This window comes from Kluyvera genomosp. 1 (genome assembly GCF_001266615.1).
GTDB lineage: Bacteria > Pseudomonadota > Gammaproteobacteria > Enterobacterales > Enterobacteriaceae > Kluyvera > Kluyvera cryocrescens_A.
The window spans coordinates 18260-37072 of the sequence record NZ_LGHZ01000023.1 but is presented as its reverse complement, the minus strand read 5'-3'; the positions used below and the strand labels follow the sequence as shown (position 1 = coordinate 37072).

Here is an 18813-nt window from a genome sequence, read left to right as displayed (position 1 = left end):
GCTTCGTGAAGCCTTTGCGAAGTTGCCGCTCGCAGGTAAAATGACGCGTTGACCCCGGTATCCTTGCCGGGGCATTTCCGCTAGAGGATCTATGGAAACACGACGCGACGAACGAATTGGCCAGCTCATTCAGGCACTGAAACGTAGCGATAAGCTGCATTTAAAAGAAGCGGCAGCGCTGCTTGGCGTTTCCGAAATGACGATTCGTCGCGACCTCAACAGCGAAAGCGGCCCGGTTGTTCTGCTGGGTGGCTACGTGGTGCTGGAACCGCGCAGCGTGCCTCATTACTTGTTAAGCGATCAGAAAACCCGTCTGGTGGATGAAAAGAAGCTGGCGGCCCGCCATGCGGCAAAACTGCTAAAAGCGCATCAGATGGCCTTCTTCGACTGCGGCACCACCACGCCGTGGATTATTGACGCCATTGATAATGAACTGCCGTTTACTGCCGTCTGCTATTCGCTCAATACCTTCCTCGCTCTCCAGGACAAACCCAACTGTCGCCCGATTCTCTGCGGCGGCGAGTTTCACGCCAGCAACGCCATTTTTAAGCCGATCAGCGAACAGGACACGCTTTCGCACCTGTGCCCGGATATCGCCTTCTACTCCGCGGCGGGGATTGATATTGAAATGGGAGCAACCTGTTTTAACCTCGAAGAACTGCCAGTGAAGCACTGGGCGATGCGCCAGGCGCGCTATCATGTGTTGGTGGCGGATCACAGCAAATTTGGCAAAGTGCGTCCGGCGCGGATGGGGGATTTAACCCGTTTTGATGTGATTGCCAGCGACACCTGTCCGGACGACGAACTGGTGGCACTGGCAAAACAGCAGCAAATTTCGCTGCTGTATTAAGACGTTATCAGGAGAACCAGCCGCCGAACCACTCGTGGAACTTCATCAGTACGAAGTCCATCATGCGGCTGAAGAACCCGCCCTCTTCGACCGCTTCCATCACAATCAGCGGGCGCTGTTCGATGGTTTTATCATTAAGCTTAAAGTCGATGGTGCCCACCACCTGCCCTTTGGTCAACGGCGCGGTTAGCTGCGGCTGAGTCAAGGTATAGCTGGCTTTCAGATTCTTCAACTGTCCGCGAGGGATGGTCACCGAACCTGCTTCCCCGGCGCCCAGTTTCACTTCGCTGGTATCACCGTACCAAACGCGCTGGCTGATAAAGGTCGCATCCGGTTTAATCGGGGTTACGGTTTCATAGAAACGGAAGCCCCAGGTCAGCAGTTTTTCCGACTCGTTAAAACGCACGCGGTCGCTTTTGGTCCCCAGCACCACGGCAATCAGGCGCATATCGCCCTGGGTTGCGGATGACACCAGGTTGTAGCCTGCGCCCGCCGTGGTCCCGGTTTTCACGCCATCAACGTTCAGGTTAGAGCTCCACAGCAGACGGTTGCGGTTAGGCTGGCGAATGTTGTTGAAGGTGAACTCTTTCTCTTTATGTACCGCGTACTCTTCCGGCACATCGTGAATCATCGCGCGGGTCAGCAGCGCCATATCGCGCGCGGTGCTGTACTGTCCCGGCGCATCTAAGCCGTGAACGGTTTTGAAGGTGGTGTTGGTCAGGCCGATTTTTTGCGCATAGCCATTCATCAGGCTCACGAAGGAATCCTGGCTACCGGCAACGTAGTCGGCAATGGCGATACTCGCGTCATTACCCGACTGAATGATCACCCCTTTATTGAGGTTTTCAACCGATACCTGCTCACCCGGTTTCAGGAACATCACTGAAGAGCCACGCAGCGCCGGGTTACCGGTCGCCCAAGCGTCACGGCCAATGGTGACCATATCCGGCAGTTTAATTTTTCCCGCTTTGAGCGCCTGGCCGACCACATAGCTGGTCATAATCTTGGTCAAACTCGCCGGGTCGAGCTTCTCGTCCGCATTGCCCTCGGTCAGCACCTTGCCGCTGGCATAATCCATTAAAATAAACGCACGAGCATCAATCGATGGCGCATCAGGGAGCTGATCCGCTGCCTGCACCGCCGGTGCGACTACCAGTAAAAGCGCGGAGCCTGCCAACAGGCTCCGAAAGGCGTTAGTGTTACACATCATAAAAGCCACCCAAGTATCCATTCCCAAAAACACGCCACCACAGTAACCGTACTGCATCAGGCGGTGAGTAATAACGTAGAAACTCTCTTAAAGAAACAGTGAGTTGGTAAAGTTTTTTAAGTTTACGCAAGATCCCCGCCTTGTGCTGAAAACCTGACATTTTTTTTGATCATGATTGCGTAACCGTTAACTTTCGCTCACAGTAAATTTCCGCTAAACAATCAGGAGTGGTTATGGTTACGCTGTGGGGACGCAATAACTCAACGAACGTGAAGAAAGTACGCTGGACGCTGGCCGAACTGGGGCTGCCTTATGAGCAAATTATGGCGGGTCAGGCATTCGGGGTGAACAGCGACGCAGCCTACCTGGCGCTGAATCCCAATGGCCTGGTGCCGATGCTCAAAGACGGCGACGACGTGCTGTGGGAATCAAACTCTATCGTCCGTTATCTGGCAGCGCAGTATGGCGCACAGACGTTATGGCAGGCCTCGCCCATTGTACGGGCGAAAAGCGAGAAATGGATGGACTGGGCTAATGAGACCCTCTCACCTGTGCATCGCAAAATCCTGTTCGGGCTGGTGAGAACCCCGGTTGAACAGCGCAATATGGCAGAGATTGAGGCGGCGATTGCCGCTTGTGAACCGCTGCTGGAGATTCTCGATAACGCCCTGGCGACGCAGACCTGGCTTTCCGGCGATAAATTTGGCGTAGGTGATATTGCCGTGGCGCCGTTTGTCTACAACCTGCTGGAAACGGTCAAAACCTGGCAATCTCGGCCAAATCTGGCACGCTGGTATCAGCAGCTCGCCGACCGCCCGGCCTTCCGCGACGTGGTGATGATCCCAGTCTCCTGATCCCTTCAGGTGCGCTGGCTACTGCCACGCACCTGCAGTTTTCCCACCAGCCGAATATGCGCCGACGCGTCGTCGCCATCGCATAAATAGCTCACCGCCATCCGTCCCAGTTCATTATAGGCAAGCTGTACGCTGGTTAGCGCAGGTGTTAACTGATGCGCGATCCGCTGATCATCATAACCGCACACCAATACTTCACCGGGAATCGACAGATTGAGCGTCGCCAGCGCCTGATAGCAGCCGAGCGTCATCCAGTCACTCGCGCAGAAAATCGCCTGCGGTGGCTGCGGTAGACGCATCAGCTCAAGCGTGGCGTGATAAGTAGCGTTCAGCGACCAATCGGTCTGCTTAATGAGCGTTTCATCGATTTCAATTCCGGCCTGCTCGAGCGTTTGTCGGTAGCCTTCCAAACGCAGAACGCTGGCGTCCATCCACTCGTCGCCCATGATATGCGCGATACGCGTCACGCCCTGCGCAAGCAGATGATTGACTATCTGGCAGGCGTTGGCGCGATCGTCAGGCAGAAAGGTCGGTAGCAGCGGCCGGTTGGGATCGTACTGATTCAGCAGCACCACCGGTTTTTTCAACAAGGATTCAAACGGGGAAAAATCAAACGCTCGGGTTACCGGGCTCGCCAACACCACACCGGCACAGTTGCGGGTATTGAGCTGGCGCAGGATCTGCTCGGCCATCTGCATATCATCGCCGTAGTCGTAAACGGTCAGCAGCATATCGCGCTGCCAGGCGGTACTGCTGGCTTCGCTGATGGCATCAGCAAACGGATCATAGTTCGGTGTACCGCACAGCAACAGCGCAATCTCCTCCTGCCCATCCGGGCGATGGGGCACGATAATTTTCTGATAGCCCAGCGCCGTCGCGGCGGCATACACCCGCTCGCGCGTGGCATCACTGAGACGAATCGCCCGACTATTATTGAGCACCAATGAGACCGTGGCCTGAGAAACACCGGCTTCCCTGGCGATATCACTCATCGTTATCTTATTTTTTTTTGGCATGTTTGCTCCTTGTCGCTGCCGACTATAGCACAGATATCTTTGGCTTTTTTTGTGAACAACTCAGCATATTGATCGTATGCCGATTGCGTCTATCCCCTTCGATAATAAATATTAGCTAATAATTATTAGCAATGGAGATCAATGATGCACTCGCAATGGAGCGAATCCCAGGCGCAGGCCTGGTATCAACAGCACGGTTGGGCCTGCGGATTTAATTATCTTCCGCACAGCGCGGTGAACTGGACTGAAATGTGGCAAGCCGAGACCTTTGATGCCGCCACTATCGACCAGGAGCTTGGCTGGGCGCATGACTATGGCTATAACGCCCTGCGTACCAATCTGCCGTTTATCGTCTGGGAGGCTGACCGCGATGGGTTGCTCAAACGTATCGATACCTTCCTGGCGCTGGCGGATAAGCACCAGATTCAGGTGATGCTGACGCTGATGGACGATTGTGCTTTTTCTGGCGATGAACCCTATCTTGGGCCACAAAAGCCACCGCGCGACGGCGTGCATAACAGTCAGGCGGCTGCCAGCCCCGGGCGCGCTATGGTGATGGACCCGAGCCAGTGGCCGCGCATCGAAGCCTACGTCCGCGACGTGTTGACGCAGTTTAAACATGATCCTCGCATTACGATTTGGGATCTCTATAACGAACCGGGCAATCGCGGGATCAACCTCTCGCCGACAGAATCAACGGAGTATGACATCGCGCTGGAAGCCTTCGCCCTGGAACTGATGGTTGCCACCTTTGGCTGGGCGCGCGACGTCGGTCCAAGCCAGCCGCTGACCGTCGGTGCCTGGCATATTGACTATCAACACTACGGCGCGCTGGAGCATCCCATCGATATTGCCGCACTCAACCTTTCGGACGTGATTAGCTACCACAACTACAACAACGCCACCCGCCAGCTTGGTGTGTTGGAAAATCTGGCCCAGCGTAACCGCCCGGTACTGTGTACTGAATGGCTGGCTCGCCATATGGACTGCGGGTTTCGCGAACAGCTTCCGCTGTTTTGCGCGTTTGAGACCGGCTGCTACCAATGGGGGCTGGTACAGGGCAAAACCCAGACCTGGATCCCATGGACCAGCGTTAACAGAGACCATCCCGCCCCACAGTCGCTCTGGTTCCACGATGTTCTGACCCCAGAGGGAAAACCGTGGTGCGAGCAGGAAATGCAGCTAGTGAAAAGCCTGACACACTCTCGTCAGCGTCGCCGCTAGTCATTACTACACGGAGGATTCATCCATGAAAAAGTCGATTTTGTTCCTGCTTACCTGCTGCAGTTTCAGCGCCATGCCTATCGCGCACAGCGCCGATCAGGTGGAACTCCGTTTTGCCTGGTGGGGGGGTAAAGCCCGTAACCAGGCGACCTTAAAGGCGCTGGATGCCTTTGAGGCCAAATACCCCAACATCAAGGTGAAGGCCGAGTACACCGGCTGGGACGGTTTTTACTCGCGCCTGACGACGCAAATCAACAGCAATACCGAAGCCGATGTGATGCAAACCAACTGGAACTGGCTGACGCTGCTGTCTAAAAGCGGCGACGGTTTTTACGATCTCAATAAACTCAGCCAGCCGATTGGTCTCGATCAATTCTCCCCAGCGGCTCTCGCCAGCACCACGGTCAACGGCAAAGTTAACGCCATTCCGGTTTCCGCCAACGTGATGCTGTTCTATTACAACGCTGCCACCTGGAACAAGGCGGGCGTAGCGCTGCCGAAAAGCTGGGACGAACTGTTAAAAGCCGGCCCGGTATTTAAAGAAAAGCTCGGCGATAACTACTTCCCGCTGATTCTGACCGAACAGGATTCGCTGCTGCTACTGAACTCCTATGTTTATCAGGGCAATCAAAAACCGATGGTTGACGAGAAAACGCGTAAGCTTGGCTGGAACCATGCGGATCTGGTGGAAGCCTTTACCTTCTATCGCAAATTAGTCGACGCCCATACGGTGCCAGACGCCAAAACCATGGCGTCGTTTGGTAAAGGCGTGGCCTACGAAATGAAGCCGTGGCTCAACGGCGAATGGGGTGGCATCTATAACTGGAACGTCCTGTATACCGCCGAATCGCAGAATCTTAAGAACCCATCGGATCTGGTGATGGGCGACTACCCGATGCGCGAAGGGGCAAAAGACGCCGGGCAGTTTAATAAGACCGCGCTGATGTTCTCGATCAGCAAAAATACGCGCCATCCGCAGGAAGCGGCGATGCTGATTAATTTCCTGATGAGCGAGAAAGAAGGCGTCGAACCGGTTGGGTTGGAGCGAGGCGTGCCGCTAAGCCAGGCCGGAGAGAAAATTCTGCGCGATGCCGGTGAGCTCAAAGATAGCGATCCGGTGCTTGCCGGGCTACTGCAATCAGCCTCACTACCGAATAAATCGAAAACCCTGCCGTATCTGGAAGATCCACAGTTTATCGCCCTGTTTGTCGCCGCATTGCAAAATATTGATTACGGCAAAGAGACGATTGACCGGGCCGCGACCACCTTCGAAGAGCAGGCCAATCGAATTTTGCGCCGGATTATGCGCTAACAGTACGTCCTCATAAATGCTGCAGCCCGGGAGACGAATTGATTGTCGCCCGGGCTGCACTAAACTCTACAACGCCCGCGTCAAGACCTCGCAGCCCCACGGTGCCAGCGCCAGCTGTTTTTCCACTTTCTCACCGGATACGGCATTGTGGAAGACGTCGGTGAAGACGATGGTCTGTTCGCAATCGGTATAGTTCTGCACAAACACCCACTCCCATTCCCCATCGGTTCGGCACGTAGCGACGACGCCGGTCGGCAATTTTGTATTCAAGGCTTGTGGCAATTTCAGCGACTCAACCAACATACTCGCGAATGCGTTGTGGAAGTCATCATCGTTGCGCGATGCGATATAGAACGCTTTACCTTTGCCAAACCGATGTTGAGTCAGCGCCGGGTAACCGGCATAAAAATCCTCGCTATAGCACGCCAGCACTTCGGCCCCTTCTGGATGAATGATTTCGCACAGTTCGCGAGCGCGCCAACTGCCCTGCAGGCCGCTGTCCGGCAGCGCTTCAACGCCATTACTTTGTTCATCAGTCAGGCAATCAATCTCCTCGGCCCATACGCCGAGCAGCGGACGTAACGGCCCTGGAAAACCACCGAGATGGCAAAGATCGCTTTCGTTGACGATCCCGGTCCAGTAGGTCGCAACAAAATTGCCGCCCTCACGGACAAAAGCTTCCGCTCGTTCGGCAAAGCCGTCACGCACCATATAGAGCATCGGCGCAATCACCAGTTGATAGCCGCTAAGATCGCTATCAGCGTTAATCACATCGACGGCAATCCCCCGCTCCCAGAACGGACGATAGTGATCGACCACCGTTTGTTCGTAATGAATGCCGCAGTTGCGCGGGCCGGCAGCATCGTTCACCGCCCAACGGTTTTCCCAATCAAAAATAATGGCGACTTTAGCCTGCGTTTTTGTGCCCACTACCGGGCTAAGCGCTGCGAGCATTTCCCCTAACTGCGAGACTTCGCGCCCGGTGCGCGTATTGAGATGCCCAACATGATCGATAACTGAACCGTGGAATTTTTCAATCGCCCCGCGGCTTTTACGCCACTGGAAATACTGCACCGCGTCGGCACCGTGAGCGACGGCCTGTAATGACGAGAGAATATGCATTCCCGGCTTTTTAAGCTTACTGGTTGGCTGCCAACAGGTTTGACCCGGAGAGGACTCCATCAATACAAACGGTTTGTCCTTTAAAGTGCGCATCAGATCATGGTACATCGCCGTTTTACACGCCACCGCACGCTCATCGTCCTGCTTGTGCCACATCGGATAGCTGTCCCAGCTGACAAAATCGACCACATCCTTTAGCTGCCAGTAGTCGTAATCATTGAAATACCACATGAAATTGGTCGTTGCCGGCAGTTCCGGGCGTTCAGCTTTCAGGGGTGCGACTTCATTTTGGTAGAACGCCTTCACCTGAGAGGTGACAAAACGCCGCCAGTCGAGGTTCAGTCCGTGATTCGAGGTTTCCCCCTGCGGCGCCGGGGATTCAATTTGCGACCAGTCGCTGTAGGTATGGCTCCAGAAACCGGTCCACCAGGCATGATTAAGTGCATCCAGCGTTTGATAGCGCGCCTGTAGCCAAACGCGGAAATCCTGCTGGCAGCGATCACAATGACACTCGCCGCCGTATTCATTGCTGATATGCCAGCCCAGTACCGCAGGGTGATGAGCATAATGCTGGGCCAGTTTCTGATTGATTAGCGTCACCTTTTGCTGGTAGACAGGTGAGGAAAGACAGTGGTTATGGCGACCACCGTGCAGTGCCTTAACACGTGCCGCGTTAACGCGCAGAGTTTCCGGGTAGCGCGCCGCCAGCCACGCTGGTTTACCGCCGCTCGGGGTTGCCAGGAACACAGAGATCCCACCGTCGTGGAGCTTATCCAGCACGTTATCCATCCAGCCAAAAGTAAACTCACCCTCGGCAGGCTCGAGCGCCGACCAGCTAAAGATCCCCACCGACATGATGTTACAACCCGCCTGCTGCATCATGGCGATGTCCTGTTCCAGGATCCCCGGCACGTGCAGCCACTGTTCAGGGTTATAGTCCGCGCCGTGCAGAAGCCAGGGGGCAGCAGGGTTAATTGGCAGATGCTTGTCCATGTCGGTTCCCTTATGTCACATAAAGACAAAAAATGTTATTCGTTCACAATATGTGGTTTTCTACGCGCTTCGGCCCCGCGACCGCAACCCGTGTCGGCATAAAATGTGATCACCAACGCGTTTTAGGCCATTTATCGGACAAAAATCCCCATGCGCCCCCTCCCGCCCACGCTTAGGTGACACGTCCGACAATCGCTCGGGTATACTGGAACAAATTTTTGATGGGGCGAGTATGAAAACCAAAGCAGCAACTCTCGCGGATGTGGCGCGCCATGCCGATGTGTCGTATCAGACGGTCTCCCGCGTGCTTAACAATTCCGCCAATGTATCGGCCAAAACGCGGAAGAAAATCGAACAGGCGATTGCCGAACTGAAGTACGTTCCTAACCGCGTCGCCCAGCAGCTGGTGGGGAAAGAGAGTAAAACGCTGGGCCTGGTCACCACCTCGCTGGCGCTGCATGCCCCGTCCCAAATTGCCGCCTCGGTGAAGAAATATGCCGGTGAACAGGGTTATCAGGTGCTGATTGCAATGATTGATGACGCCAGCGACAGCAGTATTCAAGCCGCCATCAACGAACTCAAATCCCAGCGCGTCGAGCGCGTGATTGTTAACGCCCCGCTCGAAACACCGCTGGCAGAAAGTCTGGTCGACGAGAACCCGGACGTACTGTGCCTGTTTCTCGACGTTGACCCCTACAGCTCCGTGTTCAACGTGACATTCAACCCGGCGGAAGGCGCACGCGCCAGCGTGAAGCACCTGTACGATCTTGGCCATCGTCAGTTTTGCCTGCTTTCTGGTCCAGAGCATTCAGTCCCCGCCCGTCTGCGTTTAAACACCTGGCGCGATACGTTGGCTTCCTATCAGCTTAATCCGCTGGCGGTGCACTATGGGCAGTGGGATGCGCAAAGCGGCTATCTTGCAACGCTTCAAATGCTGCGCGAGACCCCGCAGGCCACGGCTCTGCTGATCGCCAATGACCAAATGGCGCTGGGTGCGCTGAGCGCATTACATCAGCAAAAACGCAAAATTCCGCAGGATATTTCACTCATTGGCTACGACGATACCTACGAGAGCGCATTCTTTGAGCCGGCATTAACCACCGTGGCAATAGACTTTGATCTACAAGGAAAAATGGCCGTTCAGCAGTTGCTTCAGTCGGCAGAATCGCCGCTATCATCCCGCGCTTCTACCATCCTGCCGAGTCGTCTGGTGGTGCGAAATTCCGCTGGCCCACTGAATAATCCAGAAACCGATCTGTTGAGCATTGCCGAGCAGCTGCGATCGTTGGCGGACAAATTGACACCGAAAATTTAGAAAAGTCATACGTTCTCATAAATCAATAAGTGATCGTTATCGCTAAATGCAGCTAAAACCCGCACACATCTGTGAAATAAATCACAATTAACCGCCATGGTCATTGCTTGCTCATGGCGTTCAGATGTCAGATTAAAACAGAAATTGTTAACGTATGACATTTTTACAACGAGACATACCAAAACAATATTCAGTGGGCACAAGCAATCGCTTTGTGCCAAGGGGATGGCCTGATATTTGATGAGGATGTGGCGATGCTACTACCCGGCAAACGTAATTATATTCTGCTCAGCATATTCGATTTTCTCTACCTGTTCGCCTGGTCGGCAACCATGGCGTTCTTTGTTATCTGGACCACGCAGCATCTGGGGATCAGCGCGACGCAAACCGGGCTGCTCTATGCCACTAACGCCTTTATCGCCCTGTTGATGCAGCCGTTTTTTGGCTTCATCTCCGATAAATTTGGCCTGAAAAAACAGCTCATCTGGATTATCCTCGCCCTTCTTCTGCCGGTCGGCCCGTTCTTTATCTACGTTTATGCCCCGCTGTTGGTTCATAGCTTCTGGCTCGGCGCGATTCTCGGCGGGATTTACCTCGGCGTTATCTTTAACTCCGGCTGCGGAGTCATTGACTCGTACATCGATAAAATCTCCCGTCGTTATAGCTTTGAGTATGGCCGGGTGCGCATGTGGGGATCGCTGGGTTGGGCGGCGGCGGCGTGGATCGTGGGTAAATATATCGACACCCTGCCTAACCTCTCCTTCTGGCTGGCGAGCTGCGCAATCATCGTGGCGGCGCTGTGTTTTATGATGACCAAAATCGAGCTGACCGACGCGGAAATTCAAAAGACCAATTCGCTGAAAGTGGTTCACGCGCTGGAGCTGGCGAAAAATGGCCAGTTCTGGATGCTGCTGATTTTTACCCTGTTCGTCACGCAGATTTACGACACTTACGACCAACAATTTGCCCAGTATTTCTCCATGCAGTTCCCGACCAAAGAGGAAGGCAACCACTGGTACGGGATTTTGGCATCCATTCAGGTGTGCGGTGAGACACTATTCCTGTGCCTGATGCCGTGGTTTGTTAACCGTACCGGGGCCAAATGGGCACTGGTCATTGCCGGGACAATTATGTCGGTACGCATTGCCGGTTCCGCCATTCAGCTCGGGCCGGTATGGATCGCAGCCGTCAAAATGCTGCACGCCATCGAAAAACCGTTGATTCTGGTTTCGGTGTTTAAATTCATCTCCGCCAATTTCGACAACAAACTGCTGTCAACGGTCTACCTGCTGGTGCTGTTCGTCGCCTCTATCGCGACCGCCATCTATTCACCGATTGCCGGTTACCTGTACGACACTATCGGCTTTGCCGACACCTACCTGATTCTAGGCGCAATTGCCGGGTTCTTTACCCTCGTGTCGGTATTTACACTGCGGGATTCGCGCGTGGACAAACCTGTCGCTGCACAGCCACAGGGGTCAACCATCGCGGGATAATTATGACAGGGGGGACGAATGTCCCCCCTGATTTTAGACGAGCGTCATCGACGAATCGGCGTCCAGCTTCTCAATACTTTTGGCCAACGCGGCCAGGCAACGATCGAGAGTCACGACATTAACCGCAATATAAGACGGGCAGTCGTAGCGCCCGCTCATTAGACAGACCGCAGCAGAAGCAACCGCTTCGCCCGCCTGCCGAAAAAATTCCAGTTCCGTTGGCGAACAATCGCGTTTTAGCGGTATGACGCTACCGCGCAATGCACTACACAATTCGAGCAGGTTAGTACGCAAATGATCGTTTTCACCGACTGACATATACCCCTTTGCCTTTCGTAGCTGCAAATAGGCATCAAGGTCAATTCGCGCGTTGATGAGCTGGCCCACCAGCTGGCGTTTCAGTTTGCTTTCCGTCATGCATTTACCTCCCTTGCCACCCATTGGCCCTTTCATTATGAGGTTAATTAACGAACAGCATTCTGCGCGATATCAATAAATCATCATTAGCAACAATTTTAACAACGCAACAACTTTGCCGGATACCGCTAAACGCGCAACGTAGCAGTAGAGAGTCAACGTAAAGCCGTGTAGAATCGCCCGGTTTTTCTTTTCTGTTTACTTTGTGAGCGTACTAGCATGCAACAACCGCGAATTGGATTCGTCTCCCTGGGCTGCCCAAAAAACCTGGTGGATTCCGAACGTATCCTGACCGAACTGCGTACCGAAGGTTATGACGTAGTGCCGAGTTACGATGATGCCGATATGGTTATCGTCAATACCTGTGGTTTCATCGACAGCGCAGTCCAGGAGTCCCTGGAAGCCATCGGTGAAGCGCTGAAAGAAAACGGCAAGGTGATTGTGACCGGCTGCCTGGGTGCCAAAGAAGATCAAATTCGCGAAGTGCACCCAAAGGTTCTGGAAATCACCGGCCCACACAGCTACGAGCAGGTTCTGGAGCACGTTCACCACTACGCACCAAAACCACAGCATAACCCGTTCCTGAGCCTGGTGCCGGAACAGGGCGTGAAGCTGACGCCGCGCCACTACGCCTATCTGAAAATTTCCGAAGGCTGTAACCACCGCTGTGCATTCTGCATCATCCCATCGATGCGTGGCGATCTGGTCAGCCGTCCGATTGGCGAAGTGCTGGCGGAAGCCAAGCGCCTGGTCGACGCCGGCGTGAAAGAGATTCTGGTGATCTCGCAGGACACCTCCGCCTACGGCGTAGACGTCAAACACCGCACCGGTTTCCACAACGGCGAGCCGGTTAAAACCAGCATGGAAAGCCTGTGCGAGCAGCTGTCTAAGCTCGGCGTGTGGGTACGTTTGCACTACGTTTATCCGTATCCACACGTGGACAACGTCATCCCGCTGATGGCCGAAGGTAAAATCCTGCCGTACCTGGATATCCCGCTGCAGCACGCCAGCCCGCGTATTCTCAAACTGATGAAACGCCCAGGCTCCGTTGACCGCCAGCTGGCACGTATCAAACAGTGGCGCGAAATCTGCCCAGAATTGACGCTGCGTTCGACCTTTATCGTCGGCTTCCCGGGTGAAACGGAAGAAGATTTCCAGATGCTGCTCGACTTCCTGAAAGAAGCCCGCCTCGACCGCGTTGGCTGCTTCCAGTACAGCCCGGTTGACGGCGCGTCGGCAAACGACCTGCCAGACCAGGTACCAGACGACGTAAAAGAAGAACGCTGGAACCGCTTCATGCAGCTGCAGCAGCAGATCTCCGCTGAACGCCTGCAGGAAAAAGTGGGCCGCGAAATTCTGGTGATGATTGACGAAGTTGATGAAGAAGGCGCCATTGGCCGCAGCATGGCCGACGCCCCGGAAATCGACGGAGCGGTCTACCTGAATGGCGAAACCAAGGTGAAACCGGGTGATGTGGTCCGCGTGAAAGTCGAAAACGCGGACGAATATGACCTGTGGGGTAGCCGGGTTTAAGGCAATGCCTCATAACGGTAGGTCAGCTTCTCTGGTCTACCGTTCTACCCGGTGGCGTCATGCGCCGCCGGGTATTCTTCTCCCTACCCCTTCAGCTTCGGATCCAGCGCATCGCGCAGGCCGTCACCCAGCAAATTAAACGCCAGCACCGTCAGGAAAATCGCCAGCGCCGGGAATATCGCCACGTGTGGCGCAATCACCATATCCGCACGCGCTTCGTTCAACATCGCGCCCCACTCTGGCGTCGGCGGCTGCGCGCCGAGGCCGAGAAACGACAGGCTGGCAGCGGAGATTATCGATACGCCGATACGCATGGTGAAATAGACCACAATCGATGACACCGTGCCGGGCAGAATATGCTGGAACAAAATGACGCTATCGCTGGCGCCGATGCTGCGCGCTGACTCGATAAAAGTCTGCTGCTTAAGCACCAGCGTGTTGCCTCGCACCAGACGCGCAAATGCCGGGACGGAGAAAATCGCCACCGCGATAATGACGTTGGTCATACCGCTGCCCATAATCGCCACCACTGCAATCGCCAGCAGGATACCGGGGAAGGCAAACAGCACATCGCAGATACGCATAATGATGCGGTCCCACCAGCCTTCGTAGTAGCCTGCCAGCAGGCCCAGCACCGTACCAATCACCGAGCCAATCAGTACTGCAAATACGCCCGCGGTCAGGGAGATTTGCGCGCCCACCAGCACCCGGCTGAAGATGTCGCGGCCCAGCGAATCAACGCCAAACCAGTGGATCAGCGACGGTCCCTCGTTCAGGCGGTCGTAGTCAAAATAGTTTTCAGCGTCAAACGGCGCAATCCACGGCGCCACCACTGCCACGCCAATCAGCAACAGCACAAAAATGCCCGAGACCATCGCCACTGGCTGCTGGCGGAAACGCCGCCAAAACTCGCGCCACGGCGTGCGTTGCTTACCCGTTTCCAGCACCGGCATCGCATTGAGTGCAGCCTGCCTGCGCCAATTCAATAATCGCACGTTATTTATACCTGATAGCCGGGTTAATGGCGGCGTACAGCACGTCCACCACTAAATTGATAAGAATAAACTCCAGTGAAAACAGCAGCACTTCGGCCTGAATGACCGGGTAGTCGCGCATCTCCACCGAATCGACCAGCAGGCGTCCGAGCCCCGGCCAGTTAAACACTTTTTCAACCACAATCGAGCCACCGAGCAGGAAGCCAAACTGTAAGCCCATCATGGTGACCACCGGGATCATCGCGTTGCGAAGCCCGTGTTTGAGCACCACCACTTTTTCGCTCACCCCTTTGGCACGCGCGGTGCGCATGTAGTCTTCGTTCAGCACATCAACAAACGAGGCGCGGGTAAAACGCGCCATCACCGACGCCACGGCCGCACCCAGCGTTATCGACGGCAAAATGTAGTGCTGCCAACTGTCGGCGCCCACGGTGGGCAGCCATCCCAGCTCGACGGAAAAGATCTGCATCAGCAGCATCCCGAGCGCAAACGCCGGGAAGGAGATGCCGGTAACGGCCAGCGCCATGCCTAAACGATCCGGCCAGCGATTGCGCCAGACGGCGGCAGCAATACCGGCGGCCATGCCAAACAGCACCGCCCAGACCATGCTGGCTAGCGTTAACCATAACGTGGGGAGAAAACGGCTGGCGATCTCTTCTGACACCGGTCGGCGAGACACCATCGAAGTACCAAAATCACCCTGCACCGCGTGGCTGATATAGTGCCAGAACTGCACGTACAGCGGCTGATCCAACCCCAGCTGCTGGCGCACCATCGCAATCACCTGCGCGTCAGCTTCCGGCCCGGCAATCAATCGCGCCGGGTCGCCGGGTAGCATATGAACAAATAAAAACACCAGCACGGCCACGATAAACAGCGTGGGAATGAGGCCGAACAGGCGTTTAATTACATAGTTGAGCATGACTCTCCTTGCCGTGGGATCCCTGCTTTATCACAAAGCAGGGAACCTCACTTACTTCAAATCCGCATCGTCAAAGCTAAAACCGGTGTCCGGCATAATATAGAAGCCAGACAAAGACTTGCTGTGCGCCGAGACCAGTTTTTCCACCACCAGCGGCACCCACGGCGACTCTTTCCAGATAATATCCTGGGCTTCTTTGTACAGGCGCGCTTTTTCCTTCGCGTCGGTGGTTTGCAGCGCCGCCGTCAGGTCTTTATCGACCTGCGGATTGCCGTAGAACGCGGTATTGAACTGGGTTGGTGGCCAGTTAGAGGAAGCGAACAGCGGCGATAGCGCCCAGTCGGCTTCGCCGGTTGATGCCGACCAGCCGGTGTAGAACATCCGCACGCCGCTCTCTTTTTGCCCTTTGGCCTCTACCTCTGCCGCACGCTGCCCAGCGTCCATCGCCGTCACCTGCGCTTTAATGCCAATCTGCGCCAGCTGTTGCTGGGTAAATTGCAGCACCTTCTGCGCGGTGCTGTGGTTATGCGATGACCACAGCGTAGTGCTAAACCCGTTCGGGTAGCCCGCCTCTTTTAACAGTTCGCGCGCTTTAGCCGGGTCGTACGGCCACGGCTGATACTGCTGCGCGTAAGCGATAGACGGTGGCACCACGCCGGTGGCTGGCGTCGCGTAGCCCGCAAATGCCACCTTCACCAGCGCCTGGCGGTTAATGGCATAGTTGATGGCTTCGCGGACTTTTGGATTATCAAACGGTTTTTGCGTCACGTTCATGCTGATGTAGCGCTGCATGATGGACGGGCTCGCCACCAGCTCAAGCTGGCTGTTTTTCGCCAGCAACGCAGCCTGCTCGTAAGGGATCGGGAAAGCGAACTGCGCTTCACCGGTTTGCAGCATTGCCGCACGGGTATTGTTGTCGACCACCGGACGCCAGGTGATAGAGTCCAATTTCGGCAGCCCTTTTTGCCAGTAGTTGGCAAATTTGCTGACCTTCACAAAATCGGTCTGGTTCCAGGTATCAAGCTGATACGGCCCGGTTCCCACCGGATGGAAACCAATTTCATTACCGTATTTTTTCAGCGCTGCGGGCGAAATCATCGCCGTTGCCGGGTGGGCGAGGATATTGATAAACGCCGAGAACGGCTGTTTTAAGGTGATTTTCACCGTGCTGGCGTCCACCGCGTCGGTCTTATCAATATTCTTGTACAGGTTGTAGCGCTTGAGATGACTTTCCGGGTTGCTGGCGCGGTCGAGGTTTATCTTCACCGCCTCGGCATTAAAGTCGGTACCGTCCTGGAATTTCACCCCTTGACGCAGCTTAATGGTATAGACCTTGCCATCGTCGGACACGGTGTAGCTTTCCGCCAGCACGTTTTGCAGCTTCATCTCTTTATCAAGACCGAACAACCCCTGATAGAAGGATTTCGCCACCGCCTGCGACAGTGTGTCATTAGCGTCATAGGGATCCAGCGTGGTGAAGTTAGAACCCACCGCTACCACCACATCTTTTGCCGCGAACGCGGGAGAGGCGGCAAGCGCGGAGGCTACCCCCAGTGCAACCAGCCATTTACGTGAAATGCGTTGTGTCATGTTGTCCCCTGCCTGTCGTTTTATTATCGATTTCAGCCCGTTATCCATCCAATGTGCAGCACAAGACCGCCATGCAGTCATGCCACTTGGGTTATTTCGGGTCTCTCAGCGCACTGCTTACTGGCTCCCGAGCCACATAGTGACCCGGCGAGATCTGTTGCAAACTCACGGGTTCGATCTCTTCACCCCGTTTATAAATATTCCCCGGCAGCTCATCCGACAGCAGCACGCGCTGCGGGCGACGATGTGCAGGATCGGCCACCGGCACCGCGGCAAGCAGCTTGCGGGTATACGGATGCTGCGGATTTTCAAAGATAGCCCGCCGCGGGCCGATTTCCACAATCCGCCCGCGGTACATCACCGCCACGCGATGGCTGATGCGTTCGACCACCGCCATATCATGGGAAATAAACAAAAATGCGATACCCATTTCCCGCTGTAGTGAGAGCAGCAGATTGATTATCTGCGCGCGAATAGAAACATCCAACGCCGAGACGGACTCATCGGCAATCACCACTTTTGGCTCTAGCGCCAGTGCGCGAGCGATACAGATGCGTTGACGCTGACCGCCAGAGAACTCATGCGGATAGCGCCACGCATGTTCCGGCAGCAGCCCCACGCGCTGTAAAAGCCACTCGACGCGCTGTTGGAGCGCCTCGCCCTCCAGAACCCCGTGAATACGCAGCGGCTCCATAATCGAGAAACCGACCGTATGCCGTGGGTCTAGGGAAGCAAATGGGTCCTGGAAAATAAACTGAATATCGCGGCGCAGCGGCTGAAGCTGATTGGTGCGAAGCGTATCAATGCGCTCGCCGTTGAAAGTGATGGTGCCACTTTGTGACTCCACCAGCCGCAGCAGCGCACGACCGGTGGTGGATTTACCGCAGCCTGACTCCCCCACCAGCGACAGCGTTTCCCCCGGCCAGAGATCAAAACTGACGTTTTCCACCGCGTGCACTTCGCGGGTCACGCGATTGAGCAGCCCGCCACGCAGTGGAAAACGCGCCACCAGGTCACGAACCTGGAGAATCGGTTTGCCTTCCACGACCGTATTTTGTCGCTGTGGCTCAATGTTTGGCGCATTCAGCTCAGGGAAACTTTTGGGATAATCGCTACCGCGCATAGCGCCCAGCCGGGGAACCGCTGCCAGCAGGCGTTGGGTATAGGCGTGCTGCGGGGCGGTAAAAATCTGCTCGACGCTACCGGTTTCCACCGCTTTCCCCTGGTGCATGACCAGCACCCGGTCGGCGATTTCTGCCACCACGCCCATGTCGTGAGTGATAAAAATCACCCCCATCGACATCTCTTTTTGCAGCACATCGATAAGCTGGAGGATTTGCGCCTGAATGGTGACATCCAGCGCGGTCGTCGGCTCATCGGCGATTAACACCGCCGGACGGCACGACAGTGCCATGGCGATCATCACCCGCTGTCGCATCCCGCCGGAGAGCTGATGCGGATAGCGCGACAGCATAGTCTGCGCTTCCGGAATGCGCACTTTATCGAGCATTCTTTTCGCCTCGGCCAGCGCCTCTTCGCGCCCCAGCCTCTGATGCAGACGAATTGACTCGGCAATCTGCTCGCCAATGGTGAATACCGGATTCAGTGAGGTCATCGGCTCCTGGAAAATCATTGCCACATCGGCCCCGCGGATGCCGCGCATCTGTGTGGGCGTCTGCTCCAGCAAATCGACCACTTCACGGCTGCGACGCCGCAGTAGCATCTGTTCGCAGGCTACCTGCCCGCTCGACTGCTCCAGCAGGCGCATCAACGCCAGCGCCGTCACCGATTTTCCCGAGCCCGACTCGCCAACAATCGCCAGCGTTTCGCCACGATTCAGGTGAAATGAGAGCTGGTGTACGACGCCAACGGACTGTTTATCCTGACGAAAGGCGACGTTCAGGTTCTGAACGCTCAGCACCTGAGAAACAGCAAGCTCATCGGAATGCGGCACGATAACTCCT

General features: G+C 55.4%; 15 protein-coding genes. 7 read left to right on the top strand and 8 right to left on the bottom strand.

Translation table 11 applies throughout. From position 1 onward, the window contains the following. Positions 1-91: 91 nt before the first annotated feature. A complete protein-coding gene (deoR, locus tag KP80_RS14015; protein WP_052284270.1) occupies positions 92-850 on the top strand; it encodes a DNA-binding transcriptional repressor DeoR in 759 nt (252 codons plus the stop codon). 7 nt (positions 851-857) lie between these two features. Here the strand turns inward: deoR and dacC are convergent, their stop codons facing one another. Then, positions 858-2060, bottom strand: coding sequence for a serine-type D-Ala-D-Ala carboxypeptidase (dacC, locus tag KP80_RS14010; protein WP_052284342.1), 1203 nt, complete (start codon positions 2058-2060; stop codon positions 858-860). Positions 2061-2293: 233 nt separating this feature from the next. On the opposite strand from dacC, the gene KP80_RS14005 reads away from it, so the two are divergent. Continuing rightward, positions 2294-2914 (top strand): glutathione S-transferase family protein, encoded by a 621-nt coding sequence (locus tag KP80_RS14005; RefSeq protein ID WP_052284269.1) that lies wholly within the window; start codon positions 2294-2296, stop codon positions 2912-2914. A 5-nt stretch (positions 2915-2919) separates the two neighbouring features. On the opposite strand, the gene KP80_RS14000 is transcribed toward KP80_RS14005, so the two are convergent. After that, complete coding sequence (locus KP80_RS14000; protein ID WP_052284268.1) at positions 2920-3930, bottom strand: LacI family DNA-binding transcriptional regulator; 1011 nt, start codon at positions 3928-3930, stop codon at positions 2920-2922. 144 nt (positions 3931-4074) lie between these two features. On the opposite strand from KP80_RS14000, the gene KP80_RS13995 reads away from it, so the two are divergent. Beyond that, positions 4075-5154 carry a cellulase family glycosylhydrolase gene (locus KP80_RS13995; RefSeq protein ID WP_052284267.1) on the top strand — a complete coding sequence of 360 codons (1080 nt, stop codon included), beginning with the start codon at positions 4075-4077 and terminating at the stop codon, positions 5152-5154. Between the two features lie 25 nt (positions 5155-5179). After that, positions 5180-6466 (top strand): ABC transporter substrate-binding protein, encoded by a 1287-nt coding sequence (locus KP80_RS13990; protein WP_052284266.1) that lies wholly within the window; start codon positions 5180-5182, stop codon positions 6464-6466. Positions 6467-6532: 66 nt separating this feature from the next. Here KP80_RS13990 and KP80_RS13985 read toward each other — a convergent pair whose 3' ends face one another. Then, complete coding sequence (locus KP80_RS13985; protein WP_052284265.1) at positions 6533-8581, bottom strand: beta-galactosidase; 2049 nt, start codon at positions 8579-8581, stop codon at positions 6533-6535. Positions 8582-8813: 232 nt separating this feature from the next. Between KP80_RS13985 and KP80_RS13980 the strand changes: the two genes are divergently transcribed. Together KP80_RS13980 and KP80_RS13975 are read left to right on the top strand one after the other, a co-directional pair. Continuing rightward, positions 8814-9896 carry a LacI family DNA-binding transcriptional regulator gene (locus KP80_RS13980; protein WP_052284264.1) on the top strand — a complete coding sequence of 361 codons (1083 nt, stop codon included), beginning with the start codon at positions 8814-8816 and terminating at the stop codon, positions 9894-9896. A gap of 254 nt (positions 9897-10150) precedes the next feature. Beyond that, complete coding sequence (locus KP80_RS13975; RefSeq protein ID WP_052284263.1) at positions 10151-11392, top strand: oligosaccharide MFS transporter; 1242 nt, start codon at positions 10151-10153, stop codon at positions 11390-11392. A gap of 33 nt (positions 11393-11425) precedes the next feature. Here KP80_RS13975 and KP80_RS13970 read toward each other — a convergent pair whose 3' ends face one another. Next, positions 11426-11809 (bottom strand): biofilm formation regulator BssR, encoded by a 384-nt coding sequence (locus KP80_RS13970; protein WP_052284262.1) that lies wholly within the window; start codon positions 11807-11809, stop codon positions 11426-11428. A 219-nt stretch (positions 11810-12028) separates the two neighbouring features. Here KP80_RS13970 and rimO point away from each other — a divergent pair, with 219 nt between their 5' ends. Further along, entirely contained in the window at positions 12029-13342 is a 1314-nt protein-coding gene (rimO, locus tag KP80_RS13965; RefSeq protein ID WP_052284261.1) for a 30S ribosomal protein S12 methylthiotransferase RimO, read from the top strand. An 83-nt stretch (positions 13343-13425) separates the two neighbouring features. Here the strand turns inward: rimO and gsiD are convergent, their stop codons facing one another. The 4 genes from gsiD to gsiA form a co-directional block, all read right to left on the bottom strand. Beyond that, complete coding sequence (gsiD, locus tag KP80_RS13960) at positions 13426-14337, bottom strand: glutathione ABC transporter permease GsiD (RefSeq protein ID WP_052284260.1); 912 nt, start codon at positions 14335-14337, stop codon at positions 13426-13428. A gap of 1 nt (position 14338) precedes the next feature. After that, positions 14339-15259 carry a glutathione ABC transporter permease GsiC gene (gene gsiC, locus KP80_RS13955; protein WP_052284259.1) on the bottom strand — a complete coding sequence of 307 codons (921 nt, stop codon included), beginning with the start codon at positions 15257-15259 and terminating at the stop codon, positions 14339-14341. A gap of 51 nt (positions 15260-15310) precedes the next feature. Then, positions 15311-16849 (bottom strand): glutathione ABC transporter substrate-binding protein GsiB, encoded by a 1539-nt coding sequence (gene gsiB, locus KP80_RS13950; protein WP_052284258.1) that lies wholly within the window; start codon positions 16847-16849, stop codon positions 15311-15313. A gap of 91 nt (positions 16850-16940) precedes the next feature. Next, on the bottom strand, positions 16941-18803 hold the full coding sequence (gene gsiA / locus KP80_RS13945) for a glutathione ABC transporter ATP-binding protein GsiA (RefSeq protein ID WP_052284257.1): 1863 nt from the start codon (positions 18801-18803) through the stop codon (positions 16941-16943). Between the last annotated feature and the right edge of the window lie 10 nt (positions 18804-18813).

Excerpts from the sequence above, each read along its gene's own strand:
- KP80_RS13980 (WP_052284264.1), top strand. The coding sequence starts at position 8,814 with ATGAAAACCAAAGCAGCAACTCTCGCGGATGTGGCGCGCCATGCCGAT.
- KP80_RS13975 (WP_052284263.1), top strand. The coding sequence starts at position 10,151 with ATGCTACTACCCGGCAAACGTAATTATATTCTGCTCAGCATATTCGAT.
- KP80_RS13995 (WP_052284267.1), top strand. The coding sequence starts at position 4,075 with ATGCACTCGCAATGGAGCGAATCCCAGGCGCAGGCCTGGTATCAACAG.
- KP80_RS13970 (WP_052284262.1), bottom strand. The coding sequence starts at position 11,809 with ATGACGGAAAGCAAACTGAAACGCCAGCTGGTGGGCCAGCTCATCAAC.
- KP80_RS14000 (WP_052284268.1), bottom strand. The coding sequence starts at position 3,930 with ATGCCAAAAAAAAATAAGATAACGATGAGTGATATCGCCAGGGAAGCC.
- gsiB (WP_052284258.1), bottom strand. The coding sequence starts at position 16,849 with ATGACACAACGCATTTCACGTAAATGGCTGGTTGCACTGGGGGTAGCC.
- gsiC (WP_052284259.1), bottom strand. The coding sequence starts at position 15,259 with ATGCTCAACTATGTAATTAAACGCCTGTTCGGCCTCATTCCCACGCTG.
- KP80_RS14005 (WP_052284269.1), top strand. The coding sequence starts at position 2,294 with ATGGTTACGCTGTGGGGACGCAATAACTCAACGAACGTGAAGAAAGTA.
- KP80_RS13985 (WP_052284265.1), bottom strand. The coding sequence starts at position 8,581 with ATGGACAAGCATCTGCCAATTAACCCTGCTGCCCCCTGGCTTCTGCAC.
- deoR (WP_052284270.1), top strand. The coding sequence starts at position 92 with ATGGAAACACGACGCGACGAACGAATTGGCCAGCTCATTCAGGCACTG.
- rimO (WP_052284261.1), top strand. The coding sequence starts at position 12,029 with ATGCAACAACCGCGAATTGGATTCGTCTCCCTGGGCTGCCCAAAAAAC.
- dacC (WP_052284342.1), bottom strand. The coding sequence starts at position 2,060 with ATGATGTGTAACACTAACGCCTTTCGGAGCCTGTTGGCAGGCTCCGCG.
- KP80_RS13990 (WP_052284266.1), top strand. The coding sequence starts at position 5,180 with ATGAAAAAGTCGATTTTGTTCCTGCTTACCTGCTGCAGTTTCAGCGCC.